The following is a 19,904-nucleotide window of genomic DNA, read 5'->3' as shown; positions in this document are numbered from 1 at the left end:
CACCGTACCTTCGTTGCATGACGACGAACGAGAAGACGAACCAGACCGCGCAGTACGCGCCCGAGCACACCCCCCGCCTCGCCTGGGCCAAGGCCGCGCCCGAGGTCTACAAGGCCATGATCAAGCTGAACGCCGTCGCCGAGCAGGGCTTGGACCCGGTCATCGCCGAGCTGGTCAAGATCCGCGCCTCGCAGCTCAACCACTGCGCGCTCTGCCTGGACATGCACACCAAGGACGCACTGGCGGCCGGCGAGTCGGTGGAGCGGATCATCCAGCTCAGCGCCTGGGGGGAGTCCGCGCATTTCTACACCGCGAAGGAGCTCGCGGCCCTGGAGCTGACCGAGGCGATCACCGTCCTCACCGACGGCTTCGTACCGGACGACGTGTACGAGAAGGCCGCCAAGCAGTTCGACGAGCCCGAACTCGCTCACCTCATCGCCGTCATCACCGTCATCAACGCCTGGAACCGCTTCGGCGTGACCACCCGTGGCGTCCCGGGCCACTACACCGCAGGCATGTACAAGTGAGCTTTGGCGTACGGGAGTTCCGGGTTCCCGGGCAGGTCTACCTGAGTCTCGCGGGGCTCGGTGCGGCCGCCAAGCGGGGCCTGGGTGACCCGGCCCTCGCCGAACTGGTGATGGTCCGGGCCTCCCAGCTCAACCACTGCGCCTTCTGCCTGGACATGCATCTGGCCGCGGCGCGCGAGGGCGGCGAGTCCGAAGAGCGGCTCGGTCTCCTCGCCGCGTGGCAGGAAGCCGGTTCCGTCTTCAGCGAGCGGGAGCGGGCCGCGCTCGCCTTCACCGAAGCGGTCACGGTCCTCACCGAAGGCTTCGTACCGGACGATGTGTACGAGGGCGCCGCCGCGCACTTCACCGAGGCCCAACTCGCCCATCTCATCGCGGCGATCACCGTCATCAACAGCTGGAACCGGCTGATGGTGACCCGCCGTACAGCACCTGGAGAGACGCAATGGCACAGCTGAACCCCGCCGCCACCTTCCGCGCCCTGCACCAGGGACGCGCCACCGGCGACCCGCTGATCCTGCCGGGACCGTGGGACGCGGCCAGCGCCCGCGTCTTCGAGGAGGCCGGCTTCCCGGCCCTGGCCACGCCGAGCGCGGGGGTGTCGGCGTCGCTGGGGTACGAGGACGGATCGACCCCGGCGGACGAGATGTTCGCCGCCGTGGCCCGGATCGTCCGGTCGGTGTCGATCCCGGTGTCGGCGGACATCGAGGCCGGCTACGGCCTCGCGCCCAAGGAGCTGGTGGAGCGGCTCCTGGAGAGCGGCGCGGTCGGCTGCAATCTGGAGGACTCCGAGGACGGCGCCCTGAAGGACCCGGCGCGGCACGCCGACTGGCTGGCCGAGGTACGGGCCGAGGCGGGCGACCGGATCTTCGTCAACGCCCGCGTCGACACGTATCTGCGCGGCCGGCCCGAACGGGACGAGACCATCGCGCGGGCCCGCGCCTATGTGGCGGCCGGCGCGGACGGCGTCTATCCGATCGCCGCGCCGCCGGAGCACCTCCCCCAGATCGCCGCGGCCGTGCCGGTACCGGTCAACATGGCGGCCCTGCCCGACGCCCCGACACCGCGCCGCCTGGGCGAACTGGGCGCGGGGCGCGTCACGTTCGGCCCCGGTCTGCACATCCGCGCGACGCAGGCGCTGCGGGACATCGCCCGCCAGGTCCGCGAACTGTAGCGGCGGTACGCGTGCGGGGCGCCCCCGGTCGGCGGGCGGCGACCAGCAGCCGCCTCCGGACCCCCGTGTGTCAGGGTTTGATGTACAGGAACACAACGAGCGGGGAGTTCGTCATGGGCAATTTTCTTGGTTCCTTCGGCCGCAAGGAGCTGTCGGTCCTGACGGTGCGCGACGCCGATGACATCGTGGCGGCGCTGCGTACGGCGCTGACGGACGCGGGCGAGGTCGAGCGGCCCGGGCTTGAGGCGGCGCTGCGGGTGGCGGAGGAGGCGGCGGCCGTGCCGGAGCGCGAGCTGCGCGGGCGCTGGGTGCGCGAACAGCGGGCATCGGTCGGCTACCTGGGCCCGGACGACGAGTCGGTGCGCGCCGTCAAGGCGCTGCGCGATGCCCAGCCGGAGCTCAGCCTGCTCGCCGCGGTCCAGCTGACCCGGGACGCGGTGCGCGCGTAGCCCACACGCGCCGGAAGAACGGGCGAAGCCCCGGCAGTGGCTGCCGGGGCTTCGTCACGGGTACGTCAACAGACGCGCGGGCGGGCTCAGAAGGCCCGCAGGTACGTCGACCCCCGTACGGGCGGGCTCAGATGAGGCCGAGCTCGCGGACCGCGTCGCGCTCCTCGGTGAGCTCCTTGACGGAGGCGTCGATGCGCTTGCGCGAGAACTCGTTGATGTCCAGGCCCTGGACGATCGAGTAGACGCCGTCCTTCACGGTGACCGGGAAGGAGGAGATGATGCCCTCGGGGACGCCGTAGGAGCCGTCGGAGGGGATGCCCATCGAGGTCCAGTCGCCCTCGGCGGTGCCGTTGACCCAGGTGTGCACGTGGTCGATGGCGGCGTTGGCGGCCGAGGCGGCCGAGGACGCGCCACGGGCCTCGATGATCGCCGCGCCGCGCTTGGCGACGGTCGGGATGAACGTGTCGGCCAGCCACTGCTCGTCGTTGACGACCTCGGCGGCGTTCTTGCCGGCGATCTCCGCGTGGAAGATGTCGGGGTACTGGGTGGCCGAGTGGTTGCCCCAGATGGTCAGGCGCTTGATGTCGGAGACCGTGCTGCCGGTCTTCTTCGCCAGCTGAGAGATCGCCCGGTTGTGGTCGAGGCGGGTCATCGCGGTGAAGCGCTCGGCCGGAATGTCCGGGGCCGAGGCCTGCGCGATGAGCGCGTTGGTGTTGGCCGGGTTGCCGACGACGAGGACCTTGATGTCGTCCGCGGCGTTGTCGTTGATGGCCTTGCCCTGCGGCTTGAAGATGCCGCCGTTGGCGGAGAGCAGGTCACCGCGCTCCATGCCCTTGGTACGCGGGCGGGCGCCGACGAGCAGGGCCACGTTGGCGCCGTCGAAGGCCTTGTTGGCGTCGTCGGTGATCTCGATGCCGCGCAGCAACGGGAAGGCGCAGTCGTCGAGCTCCATGGCGGTGCCCTCGGCGGCCTTCAGGGCCGGGGTGATCTCCAGGAGGCGCAGGTTGACCGGCACGTCCGGGCCGAGCAGGTGACCGGAGGCGATGCGGAAGAGCAGCGCGTAGCCGATCTGGCCGGCCGCGCCGGTGACGGTGACATTCACGGGAGTGCGGGTCATGGCGATCTCCGTAAGAAACAGCAGGTGGTGGGGGGTTTCCCCTCGGCTCCGGGCACCCCGTAAACGCCGGGAACCCGACGTGCGACCGTCTGAATCTTGACGTGAAGAGATGTCCAGCGGTCAGGCTATCCGACCGTGGGGGTTCTACACCCCCGGCGCCCTGTGGGACGGCTCACGCTGATCGATCATCGGCCGGTTGTGGTCGTCGCCGACCACCGGCGACCGCGACAGCCGTCCCTCATCGGCGACCGGGGGGCCGTGGTCGGTCATCGGCGACCAGGGGCCGTGGTCGGTCATCGGCGACCAGGGGCCGTGGTCGGTCATCGGCGACCAGGGGCCGTGGTCGGTCATCGGCCGGTTGTGGCCGTCCCCGTGGCGCAGCCGCTCCTGCCGTCCTTCAGCGTGGCGCATGCCTTGGCGGCCGCGGGCCCGGCCACGGCGAGCATCTTGGTGTAGACGTCGCGGCGGGCGCCGGCCACCACCGCTTCCTGCGCCGCGGCGCCCGCGCCGATCCGCACCCGGTCACCGGGGGCGACCTGCCGGAGCCGGGCCCAGGCGGCACCGCACGTCTTGCTGTAGCGGACCTCGACGACCGCGACGCCGACCTTGACACTGCCCACCGTGCGGACCAACTGGTCGGAGCAGCCCATCACTTCGGGGTCCTGGCCGGCGCACGAGGCGGCCACGCACTTCACCCCCGCGGGCGGCACGGGCGCCGGGGCCGGGTGGCTGGGCGACGCCGACGGACGTGCGGCCACGGGCGCCGTGTCGCTCTTGCCGCGGTCGGTCAGAAGGACCGCCGATGTGACGACGAGGAGCGCGCCGACGACCCCGGCCAGGAACATGACGATCCGGCGCCGGCGCCCCGGCCCGGCGGGCGGCCCGCCCGGTGCGGGCCCCCCGGGTGCCCGGTCGGCGCCCTTTCGCCGTGGCGGCCGGTCGGCATACTCGGCAGCCTTTGCCGCGGCGCCCGGTCCGCAGGCCCGACATCCCCTTGCCGCGGCGGCCATTCGGCGGGCCCCGCAGGCCTCGCGTTCCCCTGCCGCGGCGGCCGGTGGGCGAGGCCCGTGCTCGGTGTCCCGGCGCGCGCCCCGCCCGGCGCCGCGGGTGGCCCGGACGCGCCGGGCGCGGTCCGCGTCCGGTCGGCCCGCATCGCCTCCACCGTGCGCTCGTGCCGCTGCTCGGAGCGGCTCCAGGCCCGCTCGGCCAGCTCCCACATGGTGGTCAGATGGACGGGGTTCGTGCCGGTCACCTCGGCGAGCGCGACGACGGCCGCCTTGGGGGCGAGCAGACGCCCGCCCAAGTACCGCTCCCACGACGTCCTGCCGTACCCGGTGCGGTCGGCCATCGCCGCGACGCTGAGCCCGCTGCGGTCCACCAGCCTGCGCAGCTGACTCGCGAACTCCCCCACCTGCGGGTCGAGTTCGTCCGGCAGCGCCTTCCAGCGAGGCATCGCTTCCCCCAGAGTCGTCGATTCCCCCGGCGTGCACGGCACGCACCCGCCCAGGATGGCAGTTCCCGGGGTGGCGCGCACCGGCGCGCGTTCGGGCGAAGGCGGCGGACGGCGGGTGGTCAGGGGCGGGGGCCGCCCGGGGTGACCAGGCCCGTCTCGTACGCCATCACCACGGCCTGCGCCCTGCTCGCGAGGTCCAGTTTGCTCATGGCGCGGTTGAGGTGGGTCTTGACCGTGGCCTCGCTGATGAAGAGACGGCCCGCCATCTCCAGGTTCGACATGCCGCACGCGGTCAGGCGCAGCACCTCGGTCTCGCGGGCGGTGAGGGCGTCGAGTTGCGCGACCGGGCCGGTCTCGGGCCGCCGGGCGAAAGCCTCGACGAGACGGCGGGTGACGCTCGGCGCGAACAGTCCGTCGCCGCCGACGACGGCCGCGACCGCTGCGAGCAGCCGTTCGGGCCCCGAGTCCTTCAGCAGGAATCCGCAGGCCCCGGCGCGCAGCGCGCCGTAGACGTACTCGTCGAGGTCGAAGGTGGTCAGGACGAGGATGCGCGGCGCGGGGTCGACGGCCTCGGCCAGGATGCGTTCGGTGGCCTCGATGCCGGTCATGCCGGGCATCCGGATGTCCATGAGGATCACGTCGGGCCGGGTCGCGGCGGCCTGGCGCACCGCTTCGGCGCCGTCGCCCGCCTCGCCCACCACCTCCATGCCGGGGGCGGCCCGCAAGAGCCCGGCCAGGCCGGCCCGGATGAGGAACTGGTCGTCGACGACGAGCACCCTGGTCATCCCGATGCGTCTTCTTCCCCCGGAGCCGCCGCTGCGGAGGTCGGCAGGGTCAGGGTCACGGCGAACCCGCCTCCGCTCCGCGGGCCGACGCGGACCGACCCGCCGTAGAGCTTGGCCCGCTCCCGCATGCCAATCAAGCCGTGGCCGCCCCCCGCGCCCACTCTGTCCGAAATCACCTCCCGCCGTTCGCCGCTCGTTCCCTGGTTGACTATGGAGACCACCAACTGGCGTGGTGCATAACGGAGTTCCACATCCGCCCGGGTATCTGCCGCGTGCTTGAGTACGTTGGTGAGGGCTTCCTGCACCACGCGGTAGGCGCACAGCTCGACGCCGGGCGGCAGCGGGCGCGGGGTGCCGGTGACGCGCAGGGCGACGGGCACGCCGGCAGCGCGGATGCGTTCGGTCAGCTCGGCCACGCGGTCGAGGCCGGGCATCGGGGCGCCGGGTGCCTCGTCCTCCACCTCGCGCAGCACCTGGAGCATCCGGCGCAGCTCCTCCAGGGCCTCGGCGCTGGTGCCGGAGATGGTGGCAAGCGCGGCCCGCGCGGTGGGTGGATCGGAGGCGAAGACGAACCCGGCGAGCCCGGCCTGCACGGAGATGACCGACATGTGATGGGCGACCACGTCGTGCAACTCCCGTGCGATGCGGCCGCGTTCGGCCAGGACCTCGCGCCGGGCCCGGTCGGCCTGCTCGACGCGGAGCCGGCGCGCGAGCTCGGTGGAGCGGCGGGCCAGCACTCCGAAGCGGAGCAGGACGAGCACGAAGACGAGGGCCTGGGTGACGACGGAGGGCATGGCGCTGTGCGGGCTGACCACCCCGGCGTACATCCACGCGCCGGCCATGAGGACCCCGCAGGCGACCGCCGTGCGCAACGGGCGCAGCGAGGCCACCGTGTACGTCGAGAGCATCGGCCCGAAGCTCGTCACCACCGGCCAGTACCCATCGGCCACGTACACGACGAAGACGAGGTGCGACCAGAGCAGCACCGCGACCGGCGCCCGGACGCGGAAGGCGAGCGGCAGCCCGGCGAGCGCGGCCAGGGCGTACCCCCAGGCGTCCAGGGCGTACCAGCCCTGCTGCGCGGACTCCTGCGCGAGCACCACGGAGGCACACGTCAGCGCCACGGCCATGAGCGCATCGGCGAACTGGGGGCGGATCCGCATCGTCGCAGCGTAGTCGCGGTGCGGCGGTGGGGCGTCAACTGGGCGTGGTACCACGCAGGTTGTAGTGCGCTCCGGTCTACTGCCGTGGTGGGTAAGGGAGTTCAACCCGGCGCGGGACGACGCGGGCCGCGGGGCGCCCGTAGCGTCCTGGTCCATCAGCACGCGGCGCCGGCCGACCACCGGCACCGTGCGCACCGCACCACGGGCCACAGCGGGGGACCCAACGGGGGGACCCGGCCCGCCCCTTGAAGGGAAACGATCACCCATGAACGTATCGAAGCGCCTCGTCCTGGCCGTGGCGACCGCCGCGCTCGGCACCGGACTCGCCGTGGCACCGGTGGCGTCGGCGGCACCGGCCTCCGCGAGCGTGGTCGGCACGTACGGCTGCACGTACACCGACAGCCAGCCGGAGATCAGCCGGGGCAGTGCCGGGTCCGCGGTGAAGGAGGCCCAGTGCCTGCTCAAGCACTGGAACGTCAACATCGGCCGGTACGGCGTCGACGGCCAGTTCGGCGCCGACACCGACCACGCCGTGCGTGAGTTCCAGTCCCGGGTGAAGACCATGTGCCACATGCCCGTCGACGGGATCGTCGGGCCGAAGACGTGGAGCGCTCTCAAGCACACCGTCTGCTGAGCACGCGGCTGCCGAGCACCGGAGCATCCACCGAAGAAAGAGACGGCCCGCACTCACCCGGGGGAGAGTGCGGGCCGTCCGCTGCCCGGGGTGCGGCTAGCGCACGGTGAAGTGGACCGCGTCCTCAAGGAACGGCACGTTCAGCCAGGGGCGGGGCTGGGCCATGAGGGCGAGCAGCACGATGGCCACGCCGAGTACTCCGTAGGTGGAGATGTCGGTGAAGCGGGACCTGACGGCGAGCATGCCGACGGACGGCAGCGTCCAGCGCAGGGCCGCGCCCGCCATGAGGGCGGCTCCGATGATGACGAGCCCGACCCGGAAGGCGCTGCCGAACGGCTCGACCGCCACCATGAGCAGCCCGAAGCCGACCGCGAGCAGCACGGAGAGCAGCGGCCACTGGCGGGCGGGCGCGGGTGCGTCGCCCCCTGCGGCCCGGCCGCCGCCCTCGGGGCGCGCGGTGTCCCGGGTGACGGAGGGAGGCCGGCGCGAGCCGCTCGCGCGAGAGGCCGCGTCGGGTTCGCCCTCCACGGGCGCGGAAGGCTCCGCGTCCTTGGACGGCTCGTGACTCGTACCAGCACCCATGGGGTCAGGCCCTTTCGTGTCAGCCCGCAGCGGCGAGCTCGGCCGCTTCGACGACGTTGACGAGCAGTTGGGCGCGGGTCATCGGACCGACGCCGCCCGGGTTGGGCGAGAGCCAGCCCGCGACCTCGGCGACGCCCGGGTGCACATCGCCGACGATCTTGCCGGTCTCGTCGCGGCTGACGCCGACGTCGAGCACGGCCGCGCCCGGCTTCACGTCCTCGGGCTTGATCAGGTGCGGGACACCGGCCGCCGCGACGATGATGTCGGCCTGGCGCAGGTGCTTGGACAGGTCGCGGGTGCCGGTGTGGCACTGGGTGACCGTCGCGTTCTCGGAGCGGCGAGTGAGGAGCAGCGGCATCGAGCGCCCGATGGTGACGCCGCGTCCGACCACGACGACCTCGGCGCCGTTGAGCTCCACGCCGTGCTTGCGGAGCAACTGGATGATGCCGTACGGGGTGCAGGGCAGCGGGCCCGGCTCGTTGAGGACGAGACGGCCCAGGCTCATCGGGTGCAGCCCGTCGGCGTCCTTGGCCGGGTCCATCAGCTCAAGGATGCGGTTCTCGTCGATGCCCTTGGGCAGCGGCAACTGGACGATGTAGCCGGTGCACTCGGGGTTGTCGTTCAGCTCCCGCACCACCGCCTCGATCTCGTCCTGCGTGGCGGTCGCGGGCAGTTCGCGCTGGATGGAGGCGATGCCGACCTGGGCACAGTCGCGGTGCTTGCCCGCGACGTACTTCTGGCTGCCGGGGTCCTCCCCGACGAGCACCGTCCCCAGACCGGGGGTAATGCCCCGCTCCTTCAGGGCCGCCACACGGACGGCCAGTTCGGACTTGATCGCTGCGGCGGTGGCCTTGCCATCGAGAATCTGGGCGGTCATGTTTCCCATTCTTTCAGGGCGACGCATGATCGCCCAAGTTGCACTTGCACAACACATCCAGCGTTCGGCTGGACAAACTTATGTCTTATTTAGAACGATGATCCGCGCAGTGCCGCGGGCAGTGCCGGGGGGCATCCGCTCAGAACAGCTACTCCTCCGCTCGGGCCGCGTCGTCCCCGCACCACCAACGGAGGAAATCCGCCATGAGCTTCGGCGACCCGAACAACCCCTACGGGCAGCAGCCCCAGCAGCCCCCTCAGGGCGCCAACCCGTACGGCCAGCAGCAGGGCGGCCAGCCCGGCTACGGCTACCCGCAGGGCCAGCAGGCCCCGCAGGGCGTCCCGCAGCAGGGGTACGGATACCCGCAGCAGCAGTACGGCGGTGACCCCGCGGGACCGCAGACGATGCCCGGAACCGTCTCCGCGGCCCGCGTGATGCTGTGGGTCATCGCCGGCCTCCAGGCCATCGGTGCCGTGATCATGGTGATCGGGGCGGTCGGCGTGAGCGCCGCGAAGGACCGGGCCGCAGCGCGGGACGACGTCCAGTTCCAGCAGCTCGCCGACTACCCGGTGGGCGTGCTCTACGTGTTCGCGGCCTTTGCGGTGGCCTGGCTCGTTTTCGCCGTCGTGCTCGCCGTGAAGTTCGGCAAGGGCGGCAACGGACTGCGCGTCACCACGATGGTTTTCGCCATCGTGACAGCGGTGCTCGGCATCTACCCGTTCGTCGTCATCGGGCTGATCCACACGGTACTGGCCATCCTGATAGCCGTGTTCGTCGGCAAGGAGAGCGGCGCCCAGTGGTTCAAGCGCCCGCGCTACTGAGCCGGTGAGCTTCGGAGCGCCCGGCTCCGGCCGCTGAACACGAGGGCCGCATCCCGCACGGGGTGCGGCCCTTCGCGCTTCGCGTATCCGAGGCCGCCGGCTCAGTGGAAGAAGTGCCGCGTGCCGGTGAAGTACATCGTCACGCCCGCCTTCTTCGCCGCCTCGACCACCAACTCGTCGCGGACCGAACCGCCGGGCTGGACCACGGCCTCGACCCCGGCGTGGGCCAGGATCTCGAAGCCGTCGGGGAACGGGAAGAACGCGTCGGACGCGGCGTACGAGCCGCGCGCGCGCTCCTCGCCGGCCCGCTCCACCGCGAGCTTCGCGGAGTCGACCCGGTTGACCTGGCCCATGCCGACGCCGACCGACGCACCGTCCTTGGCGAGCAGGATCGCGTTGGACTTGACGGCCCGGCAGGCGATCCACGCGAAGGCGAGTTCCTTCAACTCGGCCTCGCTCAACGCCTCGCCACTGGCCAGCGTCCAGTTCGCGGGGTCGTCGCCCTCGGCCTGGAAGACGTCGGTGTGCTGGAGCACCGCGCCGCCCGATACGGCCTTGAGGTCGCCGGGCTGGTGCGGGGTGCCGTCGACCTTGAGCACCCGGATGTTCTTCTTGCGGGCCAGCACCTCGACCGCGCCGTCCTCGTAGCCGGGGGCCGCGATGACCTCGGTGAAGATTTCGGCGACCTGCTCGGCCATGGCCACCGTCACCGGCCGGTTGACGGCGATGACGCCGCCGAACGCGGAGAGCGGGTCGCACTCGTGGGCCTTGCGGTGCGCGGCCGCGAGGTCGGCGTCGACCGCGATGCCGCACGGGTTGGCATGCTTGATGATCGCGACGCAGGGCTCGTCGTGGTCGTAGGCGGCGCGGCGCGCGGCCTCGGTGTCCACGTAGTTGTTGAAGGACATCTCCTTGCCGTGCAACTGCTCCGCGTTGGCGAGCCCGCCCGGCTGACCGTCGGTGTAGAGGGCCGCGGCCTGGTGCGGGTTCTCCCCGTAGCGCAGGGTCGACTTGCGCTCCCAGGTGGCGCCGAGGAACTCGGGCAGCTGGGCGTCGCCCTCCTCGGGCGCGTACACATTGGTCATCCAGGACGCGACGGCCACGTCGTACGCAGCGGTGTGCTGGAACGCTTCTGCGGCCAGGCGCTTTCGGGCGGTCAGGTCGAAGCCGCCGTTCTTGACGGCGTCGAGGACGGCCGCGTACCGCTGCGGGCTGGTGACGACGGCGACCGAGGGGTGGTTCTTGGCGGCGGCGCGGACCATCGAGGGGCCGCCGATGTCGATCTGCTCCACACACTCGTCGGGGCTCGCGCCGGAGGCGACGGTCTCCTTGAACGGGTACAGGTTGACCACGACCAGCTCGAAGGGGCGCACGCCGAGCTCGTCGAGCTGCGCCCGGTGCGCGTCCAGGCGCAGGTCGGCGAGGATGCCGGCGTGCACCTTGGGGTGGAGCGTCTTGACCCGCCCGTCGAGACACTCGGGGAACCCGGTGAGCTCCTCGACCTTGGTGACGGGCACCCCGGCGGCGGCGATCTTCGCGGCGGTCGACCCGGTGGACACCAGCTCGACCCCGGCCGCGTGGAGCCCTTGCGCCAGCTCCTCCAGGCCCGTCTTGTCGTAGACGCTGACCAGCGCCCGCCGGATGGGCTTGACGGTGTCCGTGTTAACCGAGTTCACCGATCTGAACCTTTCGTCCCTCAATGCGGTAGCCGTTACGGGCCAGGCGCCCCACGACATCGACGAGCAGCGCTCGCTCGACTTCCTTGATCCGCTCATGGAGAGCGGCTTCATCGTCCTCGTCCCGGATCTCGACCACGCCCTGGGCGATGATCGGGCCGGTGTCGACGCCGTCGTCGACGAAGTGGACGGTGCACCCGGTCACCCGCGCGCCGTACGCGAGCGCGTCGCGTACGCCGTGGGCGCCGGGAAAACTGGGCAGCAGCGCGGGGTGGGTGTTGACCACACGCCCCCCGAACCGGGCGAGGAATTCCTTCCCCACGATCTTCATGAACCCGGCCGATACGACCAGGTCCGGCGCGTACGCCTCGGTGGCGGCGGTCAGCGCCGCGTCCCACTCCGCGCGCGAAGCGTGGTCCTTGACCCGGCACACAAAGGTCTCGATTCCGGCCCGCTCGGCGCGCTCCAGGCCGGCGATGGCGTCCCGGTCGGCGCCCACCGCCACGATCTCGGCGCCGTACCCGGCGGGATCGGCCTCGATGGCATCCAGCAGGGCCTGCAGATTCGTACCGGAGCCGGAGACCAGCACCACGAGGCGCGCGGGGCGGGTACTGCCGGGTGGGATCTCGTCAGGGGAGGCGGACGCGGAGGGGGGCGGGGAGGCCACAGCGGGGCTCTTTCTCGCGGACGTACGTCTTTGTGTGGTCATACGAACGAATCGTGCCCCTCGATACGGGGAACTCTACGAAAGCGCCGACCGTCAGCAACGATACCGGCACACCGGACGGCCCCCACGGGACGGGGGCCGGACCGCCAGGTAGCGTCTGCGAGGACGCCGCGAGACGAGACCAGCCCCCTGTGGGCGCGACCAGCCCTCCAGCGGGCGCGTACCAGCCCTCCTGCGGGCGGGACCGGGAACAGGACCGGCCTCACCCACGTGTTCGACTTGACCGACGACGTACTTGTTTCACTTACATGCGAGATGCGACCCCTCTGGCCGGACCGGCCGGTCGCGGGTCCGAGGGGAAGACGTTCACCAGATGCCGGACCGACGCCACCAGCTGTTCGCAGCCCGCCAGTCCTCCTCCCCCGGCTCCTCTCATTCGACGGACCCGGAGGACTCGGGACCGCAGGGCACGGGGAACGGCACCGGAGCGGGCCCCGCCGACGACAACCCCTTCGCCCCGCCGCCCGAGGGCCGGCCCGACCAGCCGTGGCAGCCGCGTCATCCGGTGCACGGGGGACAGGGCGGTCAGGGCGGTCAGGGGGGACAGAGTGGCCACGGCGGCCAGGGCGGCCCTGGTCACGGCCCCGGGCCTGGTCACGGTCCCGGCCAAGGTCCTGGTCAGGGTTCGCCGTGGGGCAGTCAGTGGAGCGACCGGCAACCGGGGCGCGCACCGGGCGGTTTCGGGCAGCGGCCCGAGCGGCCCGAGAGCGGCCCGGGCCAGAACCCGCCGCCCACGCCCGGCCTGCGCTGGGACCCCACCGACCCGGCACAGCGCCGCGCCCGTTACGCGCTGCTCTCCGGAATGTGGGCGTTCTTCTTCGCCCTGTTCGACATGCCGGAGATCGCGCTGCTGCTCGGGTCGCTCGGCCTGTACTGGGCGATCAGCTCGCTGCGAGCCAAGCCCGAGACGCCGCGGGACGCGTCGGCGGCGCCCGCCGACGCCGGGGCTCCGCCCCTGCCGCAGGCCCCGGCGCAGCCGGCCGCGCAGGCCGCACCCCGGCCCGCGCCTCAGCAGGCTCCGCGGCCCGCGCCGGGCAGGCCGCAGGTGACGGCGGCGGTGACCGGTCTGGTCACGGCCGTGCTCGCGCTGATGGTGGTGGCGTCGAGCTTCACCATGCAGATCGCGTACCGCGACTACTACAGCTGCGTGGACGACGCCCTGACCAAGACGGGCCAGCTGTCCTGCAACGACCTCCTGCCGAAGAAGCTGGTTCCGCTCTTCGGCGTGAAGGAGTAGCTGTCCGGAACGGGGCTGTCCGGAACGGAGCTGTCCGGATCTGTCCAGGCAGCTCCGGACTGGGCTATCGGTCGCTCGGAGGCGGTGCGTGTGGGCCGCTGGGGCCGGGTTCCGCTTCCGGTCCCGGTTCCGGGTTGGACGCCGGCGCCGACGCCGGCTTCGGCTGCGATGCCGCTTCGGGGTCGGGTTCAGGTCCGGGTTGAGGCCCGGACTCTCCCCGCGGCGTGTGCTGTGGTCGGCGTTCCGGAGCGAGGCCCTGCGGGAGGTCCACATCTCCGCCGGGCGGGGGAGCGTCCGGGGCGCCGACAGGACGCGGGGCCGGGGGGACGCTGGCCGGGGGGAAGTCTGCCGCCGCGGAGAAGTTCGTGGCGGGGAAGTCCTTCGTTACGGGGATGTCCTTCGCCGCGGGGAAGTCCTTCGTTACGGGGATGTCCTTCGCCGCGGGGAAGTCCTTCGTCGCGGGGATGTCCTTCGCCGCGGGGATGTCTGCCATCAGGCCGCCCGACGCCTCCTTGAGCGCGGCCCAGCGAGCCTCGCGTGCCCCGTCCTCGTGCCACAGCCCGGCCCCGCCGACCGGCAGGAAGTCGTACGGCTCGTAGTCGCCGTCCGCCGCGGACCCGTACCCGCCATACCCGGCGTACCCGTCGGCCGGGGGCGCCGACACCGCGGCCGGGGCCTTCCCGCGCCGGCCCGGTCGCCACGAGAACACCCCGACGATCCGGGCCCGCGCAGAGGCACGGCGGGTCGCCGGCACCGACGTCGTCGGCTCCGGCTCCGCCGCGGAGTGCGAAGCAGCCGCGCGCAGGCGCAAGCCCCGCAGGAGTACCGCGCAGGGCGCACCCACGACCGCCGTCCACAGCAGCGCCGCGCCCCCGGTACGCCACCACACCGGCCCGAGGGCGGCGAGGGCCCCGCTGCCGAGCGGCCCGCTCGCGAGGGCGGCGAGGGCGGCCAGGGCGCAGCCGCACAGGGCCGCGCCGAGCAGGGCGATCCGCGCGGTCTCCCGGCGCCCCCAGCCCTCGGCCACGGCGGCCCGTGCGGTGAAGCGGGCCAGGAGGAGACCGGCCGCGAGCGGTACCGCGGCGGCCGCCCAGTTCCACCAGGAGCCGTGTCCGCCCGAGGGCACCGCCGCGAGCAGCGGGAAGTGCGGCAGGGCGGGGGCGCCCGCCGGGGCGAGCGGGCTCGCCACCGCCCCCGCGCCGACGGCGAAGCCGGGCCCCAGTCCGTAGGCGGCGCCCCACACCGCGGCGTTCGGCACCAGGGCGAGGGCGAGCAGCAGGAGCGCGAACCGTCCCGACCAGTCCTCCGCGAGCCGCAGGAACGCGTCCTCGGCCACCCCGATGTGCCAGGCGAGCCCGACGGCCGCGAGCAGCGCGCCCCCGCCGAACAGCGTCGCCGCGCCCGCTCCGGCGGCGCGTGCCGCGGTGCTGTTACGGAGGTCGAGGAGGGTGCTGCGAACCCGGGCCGGGACCCGCGCGGGCAGCGGTCCCAGCGGGCGGCCGTGCGCGGTCCAGACCCCGGCGGCGGTCGCCAGGACCACGGTGAGCGGCAGGTGCAGCGCGGCACTCAGTGGGGCGGCGGGGAGTGGGCCGGCGGACGCGTACAGCACGGTGGCGCCCGCGACCAGCAGGTAGCCGCAGCTGACGGCCGTGAGCACGAGCCACCCCGAGGGCAGCGGCGCGGCGTCCTCCGCTTCGTACGTCTCGTCGCCGTTCTCGTCCTGGTCCTCGCCGGGCATGAGCGCGTCGCGCGCGGCGCGGTGGGCGAGCCAGACCGGCAGCGCCGTCAGGAGGAGCGGGACGATACCGACCGGGGCCGGCGTTCCGGTCAGCGTTTCGGGTCTGACCAGCTGCGTTCCATGGGCGAGCAGCCAGAGCGAGGCCGCGGTGCGCAGGGCGCCGCCGGGGCCGCTGTCGGGGTACGGAGAGCTGATCCACAGCACCATCACGAGCACGGCCAGGGCGCCGAGCCCGAGCCCCGCCGCGATCGCGCCGCGCAGCAGGCAGGCGGCGAGCGCGGAGGAGCGCGCCTGGACGGAAAGCAACGGCAGGCCGCGGTCGGTCACTTGGGTCACGCCACCCATGCTCCCAACGACACGCGCTTTCTCCGCGTAATAGGCGAATACCCGATGTGTCGCTCAATATACGGTTATGTACTTTTTCACCCGGGTCCCTACCGAGCCGCCTCGCCCCGGGTGCACGCGCCGACACGGCCTTCGCGGGGAGTCCTGGGAGCCCTTGATGACACAGAGCACGGCCGGTACCGATGAAACCGATGCCATGTCCCCCCTGCCCACCCCCAAGGAGCGGCGCCGTCTGCGCGAGGCGAAGGCGCTGAGTGAAGCGCAGGTCGCGATGGCCCTCGGCGTGACGCGGGCGACCGTCCGCTCCTGGGAGACCGGCCGCACCACGCCGCGCGGACGCAGGCTCGCCAGTTACGCGAGGCTGCTTGCCGCGTACGAGGCAGAAACGTCACCGCACCCGCCGGGGCCGCCGGGGTCGACCCCGTCGGCCTCGCCGACCCCGTCGGACCCGTCGAGCCCGTCGACCCCGTCGACCCCGTCGGCTCCAGGGGTGAACGCCGCGGACAGCGGGGGCCGCGGGGCCCGCGGGGTCAGGAGCCCCGATGCCCCGCGCGGCTACGCCCCGACGGGCGCGGACACGCGCGACTGCGCCACGACCGGCCCTGCCCCGGCCGACGCGGACACGCGCGACTGCGCCCCAGGCGACGCGGACGGCGCGGACGACTCGGACTGCCCGGACGCGAGGGGCGCGGACGGCGCGGACACCGACGGCGTCCGCCCCCGCAGCCGCGCCACCGCCGGCAACGGCGGCGCGGGCCCGCGCGGGACCGGCGAAGGCGTCGGCAGCACGAACGCGAACACCACTGGCGAAGGCCCCGGCCGCCCGGGTGGTGGTGGCAGCGAGCGGGGTGGGGAGCCTCGGGGCGACCGGCATGCCGCCGCCCGCGCCCAGTCGGCGAACCCCGCCAAGCCGCCGGCCAAGCCGCACGCGGTGAACACCCGGCCCAAGCCCGCCGCCGACGGCGCCGCCCCCAAGTCGTCGCGGCCCGGGGGCAGGACCGCCAAGCCCTCCGCGTCGCCGCACCCGGCGTCGGCTCCGACTCCGGCTCCGACGCCCGGGGGACCCTCCTCCCCCGCCGCCGTCGCCGTGCCCGAACCCGCCAAGGAGGCGCTCAAGTCCAACGCGCTGACGCGTACGGGCGCGCCGGCCAAGGGCGGCGTCCGTACTCTTCCCGAGCGGCCGCCGGAGTCCGTCGACGAGCTCTGCACGGCCGCGCCCGGCGAACCCCACGGCGGCGCCACGCCGAAGGCGCGCACCGCGCCCGCCGGCAACCCCGCCTCCCCCACCGTGGACGAGCACGCTCCGGATGCCGGGCCGTCGTGCGCCGCCTCGGCCGGGCTCACCCCCGCCGAGGCGTTCGACGCGCTGTACGCGGCGACCGCGTCCGGCCTCGCCCAGCAGGCCTATCTGCTCACCGGGCGCACCCGCCTCGCCAGGGAATCGGTGACGCACGCGTTCCATCTGGCCTGGGAGAACTGGCCCCGGGTCGCCACCGACCCCGACCCGGTGGGGTGGGTGCGGACGGCGGCGTACGAGTACGCGATGGCGCCCTGGCACCGCTTCCGGCGCACCCACAAACACCCCGACCAGCCGCCCGTCGAGCCTGAACGCCGGGCGCTGCTCGACGCGCTGCTCGCCCTGCCGCCCGTCTACCGCCGCACGGTCCTGCTCTACGACGGGCTCGGGCTCGACCTTCCCGAGACGGCGGCCGAGACGGAGGCGAGCACCCCGGCCGCCGCGAACCGGGTGCTGAACGCGCGCGCCGCCATTGTCGACCGGGTGCCCGCGGCGGGCCACGCCGGGACCCCGCAGGCCCTCTCCTCGGTGCTGCGTGAGCGCATCACCGATCTCGCGCAGGCGGGGCCCGCGTCCCTGACCGCGCTGCCGAAGGCCCGGGTCGTACGTGTCGGGGGCGAGCGGCGCCGCCGGTTCTGGACCCGGGCCGCGATCGCCTTCACGACACTGATCGTGGGCGCGACGGCCTTCACCGTCGTGACCGTCCCGCCCCACCATGTGCGCCCGGTGCCGGTCGGCCAGAGGGTCGGCGGCATCCCCGTCAGCAGTGGCCCGCAGCGGCTGACCGTCGAGGACATCGAACTGCGCGACAAGCTGCGGAGGGAACCGGCACGCGGCCCGCACCGCCTGGTCCTCGACATCCGCTGACGCGGTCCCTTCGGCACGACCCGCCACCGGCTCCGGCGACCCGACCGCAGGCCACTGAGCCGGGCACGCACGAGGGCCCGCACCCCGAGGTGGGGTGCGGGCCCTCGTGCGAACGCATGCGCGTGGAGCTTCAGCTCCACGAGGCGGTGCTCAGACGGTGCTCGGGAAAAGCTCAGTTGCCGAGGATGGCGCGCGCGAGCTTGGCGGTCTCGGTCGGCGTCTTGCCGACCTTGACGCCGGCGGCCTCCAGGGCCTCCTTCTTCGCCTGGGCGGTGCCGGAGGAGCCGGAGACGATGGCGCCGGCGTGGCCCATGGTCTTGCCCTCGGGCGCGGTGAAGCCCGCGACGTAGCCGACGACCGGCTTGGTGACGTTGGCCTTGATGTAGTCGGCCGCACGCTCCTCGGCGTCGCCGCCGATCTCGCCGATCATCACGATCAGGTCGGTCTCGGGGTCGGCCTCGAACGCGGCGAGCGCGTCGATGTGCGTGGTGCCGATGACCGGGTCGCCACCGATGCCGACGGCGGACGAGAAGCCGATGTCACGCAGCTCGTACATCATCTGGTAGGTCAGCGTGCCGGACTTCGACACCAAGCCGATACGGCCCGGCTTGGTGATGTCGCCCGGGATGATGCCGGCGTTGGACTGGCCCGGCGTGATCAGACCGGGGCAGTTCGGGCCGATGATGCGGGTCTTGTTGCCCTTGGAGTTCGCGTACGCCCAGAAGGCGGCGGAGTCGTGCACCGCGATGCCCTCGGTGATGACGACGGCGAGACCGATCTCGGCGTCGATGGCCTCGACGACGGCGGCCTTGGCGTGGGCCGGCGGCACGAAGAGGACGGAGACGTCGGCGCCCGTCTTCTCCATCGCTTCCTTGACGGAACCGAAGACCGGTACGTCGGTGCCGTCGAAGTCGACCGACTGGCCGGCCTTGCGCGGGTTCACGCCACCGACGATGTTGGTGCCGTCGGCCAGCATGAGCTTGGTGTGCTTCATGCCCGTGGCGCCGGTCATGCCCTGGACGATGACCTTGCTGTCCTTGGTGAGGAAGATAGCCATGGTGGTGTCTTAACCTCTTCCCTTACTTCGCAGCCGCGAGCTCGGCGGCCTTGTCGGCCGCACCGTCCATGGTGTCCACGCGCTGCACCAGCGGGTGGTTGGCGTCGCTGAGGATCTTGCGACCCAGCTCCGCGTTGTTGCCGTCGAGACGGACGACGAGCGGCTTGGTAACCTCTTCGCCCTTCTCGGCGAGCAGGGCCAGCGCCTGGATGATGCCGTTGGCGACCTCGTCGCAGGCGGTGATGCCGCCGAAGACGTTGACGAACACGGACTTGACGTCCGCGTCGCCGAGGATGATCTCCAGGCCGTTCGCCATCACCTGGGCGGACGCGCCGCCACCGATGTCGAGGAAGTTGGCCGGCTTCACGCCGCCGTGGGCCTCACCGGCGTACGCGACGACGTCCAGGGTGCTCATGACGAGACCCGCGCCGTTGCCGATGATGCCGACCTCGCCGTCGAGCTTCACGTAGTTGAGGTTCTTGGCCTTGGCGGCCGCCTCGAGAGGGTTGGCCGCGGCCTTGTCCTCAAGAGCCTCGTGGTCGGGCTGACGGAACTCGGCGTTCTCGTCGAGCGACACCTTGCCGTCGAGGGCGAGGATGCGGCCGTCCTTGGTCTTCACCAGCGGGTTGACCTCGACGAGGAGCGCGTCCTCGGCGACGAAGGTCTTCCACAGGGTGACCATGGCCTCGGCGACGCCCTCGGCCACGTCGGCCGGGAACTTCGCCAGGGCCACGATCTCGCGGGCCTTCTCGATGTCGACGCCGTCGACGGCGTTGACCGGGACCTTCGCGAGGGCCTCGGGGGTCTTCTCCGCGACCTCCTCGATGTCCATGCCGCCCTGCACCGACGCCATGGCGAGGAAGGTGCGGTTGGTGCGGTCGAGGAGGTACGAGACGTAGTACTCCGCCTCGATCTCCGGGGACAGCTCGGCGATCATCACCTTGTGGACCGTGTGGCCCTTGATGTCCATGCCGAGGATGTCCGTCGCGCGGGCGACGGCCTCGTCCGCGTCGGCCGCCAGCTTCACGCCGCCGGCCTTGCCGCGGCCACCGACCTTCACCTGCGCCTTGACGACCGACTTGCCGCCGAGACGCTCAGTGGCCTCGCGCGCCGCCTCAGGCGTGTCGATCACTTCACCGGCCAGCACCGGTACACCGTGCTTGGCGAAGAGGTCCCTCGCCTGGTACTCGAACAGGTCCACGCGCGTCCGTCCCTTTTCAGTGGTATCGCGGTTGCGTTGTCTGCTGGGCGTGCCGCGAAGGGCAACGTGACGGCGCTGTCACTGAGGGAGGCGTACACGGTGTCCGAGTACGCGGCATGTCCGTCTCGCAGGTTATCTCCGCAGGCCCTGCCTCCCTAAATCGCAGATCACACCTGAGCG

The 19,904-nt window shown here is 72.5% G+C and carries 20 protein-coding genes and 2 pseudogenes; 9 read left to right on the top strand and 13 right to left on the bottom strand.

Going from position 1 to position 19,904, the window contains the following annotated elements; all coding sequences use genetic code 11:
• The first annotated feature begins 17 nt into the window (after positions 1 to 17).
• From AB0D31_RS16475 to AB0D31_RS16460, 4 genes are all read left to right on the top strand, one after another.
• Positions 18 to 527: a carboxymuconolactone decarboxylase family protein gene (locus tag AB0D31_RS16475; RefSeq protein WP_362722835.1), complete on the top strand. Its 510-nt coding sequence runs from the start codon at positions 18 to 20 to the stop codon at positions 525 to 527.
• Complete coding sequence (locus tag AB0D31_RS16470; RefSeq protein ID WP_362722832.1) at positions 524 to 982, top strand: carboxymuconolactone decarboxylase family protein; 459 nt, start codon at positions 524 to 526, stop codon at positions 980 to 982. Before AB0D31_RS16475 ends, AB0D31_RS16470 begins: the two co-directional genes overlap by 4 nt.
• Positions 970 to 1,698: an isocitrate lyase/phosphoenolpyruvate mutase family protein gene (locus tag AB0D31_RS16465; protein WP_362722829.1), complete on the top strand. Its 729-nt coding sequence runs from the start codon at positions 970 to 972 to the stop codon at positions 1,696 to 1,698. The genes AB0D31_RS16470 and AB0D31_RS16465 overlap by 13 nt, the downstream gene beginning before the upstream one ends.
• 113 nt (positions 1,699 to 1,811) lie before the next feature.
• Entirely contained in the window at positions 1,812 to 2,147 is a 336-nt protein-coding gene (locus tag AB0D31_RS16460) for a hypothetical protein (RefSeq protein ID WP_362722827.1), read from the top strand.
• Between the two features lie 127 nt (positions 2,148 to 2,274).
• Here AB0D31_RS16460 and AB0D31_RS16455 read toward each other — a convergent pair whose 3' ends face one another.
• The 6 genes from AB0D31_RS16455 to AB0D31_RS16430 all read right to left on the bottom strand — a co-directional run bounded on the left by AB0D31_RS16455 (position 2,275) and on the right by AB0D31_RS16430 (position 6,665).
• Positions 2,275 to 3,264, bottom strand: coding sequence for a malate dehydrogenase (locus AB0D31_RS16455; RefSeq protein WP_362722824.1), 990 nt, complete (start codon positions 3,262 to 3,264; stop codon positions 2,275 to 2,277).
• A gap of 144 nt (positions 3,265 to 3,408) precedes the next feature.
• A complete protein-coding gene (locus AB0D31_RS16450) occupies positions 3,409 to 3,615 on the bottom strand; it encodes a hypothetical protein (RefSeq protein WP_362722821.1) in 207 nt (68 codons plus the stop codon).
• The gene (locus AB0D31_RS16445) at positions 3,612 to 4,109 is read right to left on the bottom strand and encodes a DUF2690 domain-containing protein (protein ID WP_362722818.1); all 498 of its coding nucleotides are present in this window, start codon (positions 4,107 to 4,109) and stop codon (positions 3,612 to 3,614) included. The genes AB0D31_RS16450 and AB0D31_RS16445 overlap by 4 nt, the downstream gene beginning before the upstream one ends.
• The gene (locus AB0D31_RS16440; protein ID WP_362722874.1) at positions 4,052 to 4,612 is read right to left on the bottom strand and encodes a hypothetical protein; all 561 of its coding nucleotides are present in this window, start codon (positions 4,610 to 4,612) and stop codon (positions 4,052 to 4,054) included. Before AB0D31_RS16440 ends, AB0D31_RS16445 begins: the two co-directional genes overlap by 58 nt.
• Positions 4,613 to 4,836: 224 nt before the next feature.
• The gene (locus AB0D31_RS16435; RefSeq protein ID WP_362722815.1) at positions 4,837 to 5,502 is read right to left on the bottom strand and encodes a response regulator transcription factor; all 666 of its coding nucleotides are present in this window, start codon (positions 5,500 to 5,502) and stop codon (positions 4,837 to 4,839) included.
• On the bottom strand, positions 5,499 to 6,665 hold the full coding sequence (locus AB0D31_RS16430; protein ID WP_362722812.1) for a histidine kinase: 1,167 nt from the start codon (positions 6,663 to 6,665) through the stop codon (positions 5,499 to 5,501). Before AB0D31_RS16430 ends, AB0D31_RS16435 begins: the two co-directional genes overlap by 4 nt.
• A gap of 265 nt (positions 6,666 to 6,930) precedes the next feature.
• Here AB0D31_RS16430 and AB0D31_RS16425 point away from each other — a divergent pair, with 265 nt between their 5' ends.
• The gene (locus AB0D31_RS16425; protein WP_362722809.1) at positions 6,931 to 7,299 is read left to right on the top strand and encodes a peptidoglycan-binding domain-containing protein; all 369 of its coding nucleotides are present in this window, start codon (positions 6,931 to 6,933) and stop codon (positions 7,297 to 7,299) included.
• A gap of 96 nt (positions 7,300 to 7,395) precedes the next feature.
• Here the strand turns inward: AB0D31_RS16425 and AB0D31_RS16420 are convergent.
• Both AB0D31_RS16420 and AB0D31_RS16415 read right to left on the bottom strand, forming a co-directional pair.
• A pseudogene (locus AB0D31_RS16420) lies at positions 7,396 to 7,773 on the bottom strand (DUF3017 domain-containing protein); the annotation flags it as partial.
• A gap of 127 nt (positions 7,774 to 7,900) precedes the next feature.
• The gene (locus AB0D31_RS16415) at positions 7,901 to 8,758 is read right to left on the bottom strand and encodes a bifunctional methylenetetrahydrofolate dehydrogenase/methenyltetrahydrofolate cyclohydrolase (protein ID WP_362722806.1); all 858 of its coding nucleotides are present in this window, start codon (positions 8,756 to 8,758) and stop codon (positions 7,901 to 7,903) included.
• 203 nt (positions 8,759 to 8,961) lie between these two features.
• Here AB0D31_RS16415 and AB0D31_RS16410 point away from each other — a divergent pair, with 203 nt between their 5' ends.
• Entirely contained in the window at positions 8,962 to 9,579 is a 618-nt protein-coding gene (locus AB0D31_RS16410; RefSeq protein WP_362722804.1) for a hypothetical protein, read from the top strand.
• 101 nt (positions 9,580 to 9,680) lie between these two features.
• On the opposite strand, the gene purH is transcribed toward AB0D31_RS16410, so the two are convergent.
• The gene (gene purH, locus AB0D31_RS16405) at positions 9,681 to 11,315 is read right to left on the bottom strand and encodes a bifunctional phosphoribosylaminoimidazolecarboxamide formyltransferase/IMP cyclohydrolase (protein WP_362722871.1); all 1,635 of its coding nucleotides are present in this window, start codon (positions 11,313 to 11,315) and stop codon (positions 9,681 to 9,683) included.
• On the bottom strand, positions 11,242 to 11,922 hold the full coding sequence (purN, locus tag AB0D31_RS16400) for a phosphoribosylglycinamide formyltransferase (protein ID WP_362722801.1): 681 nt from the start codon (positions 11,920 to 11,922) through the stop codon (positions 11,242 to 11,244). Before purN ends, purH begins: the two co-directional genes overlap by 74 nt.
• 373 nt (positions 11,923 to 12,295) lie before the next feature.
• On the opposite strand from purN, the gene AB0D31_RS16395 reads away from it, so the two are divergent.
• Positions 12,296 to 13,219 carry a hypothetical protein gene (locus AB0D31_RS16395; RefSeq protein WP_362722799.1) on the top strand — a complete coding sequence of 308 codons (924 nt, stop codon included), beginning with the start codon at positions 12,296 to 12,298 and terminating at the stop codon, positions 13,217 to 13,219.
• A 64-nt stretch (positions 13,220 to 13,283) separates the two neighbouring features.
• On the opposite strand, the gene AB0D31_RS16390 is transcribed toward AB0D31_RS16395, so the two are convergent.
• Positions 13,284 to 15,293 carry a DUF6350 family protein gene (locus AB0D31_RS16390; protein WP_362722796.1) on the bottom strand — a complete coding sequence of 670 codons (2,010 nt, stop codon included), beginning with the start codon at positions 15,291 to 15,293 and terminating at the stop codon, positions 13,284 to 13,286.
• A gap of 166 nt (positions 15,294 to 15,459) precedes the next feature.
• Between AB0D31_RS16390 and AB0D31_RS16385 the strand changes: the two are divergent.
• Positions 15,460 to 15,672 (top strand): annotated as a pseudogene (locus tag AB0D31_RS16385) (helix-turn-helix transcriptional regulator); the annotation flags it as partial.
• A gap of 1,173 nt (positions 15,673 to 16,845) precedes the next feature.
• The gene (locus AB0D31_RS16380; protein ID WP_362722868.1) at positions 16,846 to 17,466 is read left to right on the top strand and encodes a sigma factor-like helix-turn-helix DNA-binding protein; all 621 of its coding nucleotides are present in this window, start codon (positions 16,846 to 16,848) and stop codon (positions 17,464 to 17,466) included.
• A gap of 172 nt (positions 17,467 to 17,638) precedes the next feature.
• Here the strand turns inward: AB0D31_RS16380 and sucD are convergent, their stop codons facing one another.
• Positions 17,639 to 18,523, bottom strand: a complete 885-nt coding sequence (sucD, locus tag AB0D31_RS16375) for a succinate--CoA ligase subunit alpha (RefSeq protein WP_362722793.1) — start codon at positions 18,521 to 18,523, stop codon at positions 17,639 to 17,641.
• Between the two features lie 22 nt (positions 18,524 to 18,545).
• A complete protein-coding gene (gene sucC / locus AB0D31_RS16370; RefSeq protein WP_362722792.1) occupies positions 18,546 to 19,724 on the bottom strand; it encodes an ADP-forming succinate--CoA ligase subunit beta in 1,179 nt (392 codons plus the stop codon).
• Between the last annotated feature and the right edge of the window lie 180 nt (positions 19,725 to 19,904).

The organism is Streptomyces sp. NPDC048361, assembly GCF_040651795.1.
In the GTDB taxonomy this organism is placed as follows: Bacteria; Actinomycetota; Actinomycetes; order Streptomycetales; family Streptomycetaceae; genus Streptomyces.
This window is presented reverse-complemented; position numbering and strand designations above follow the sequence as displayed.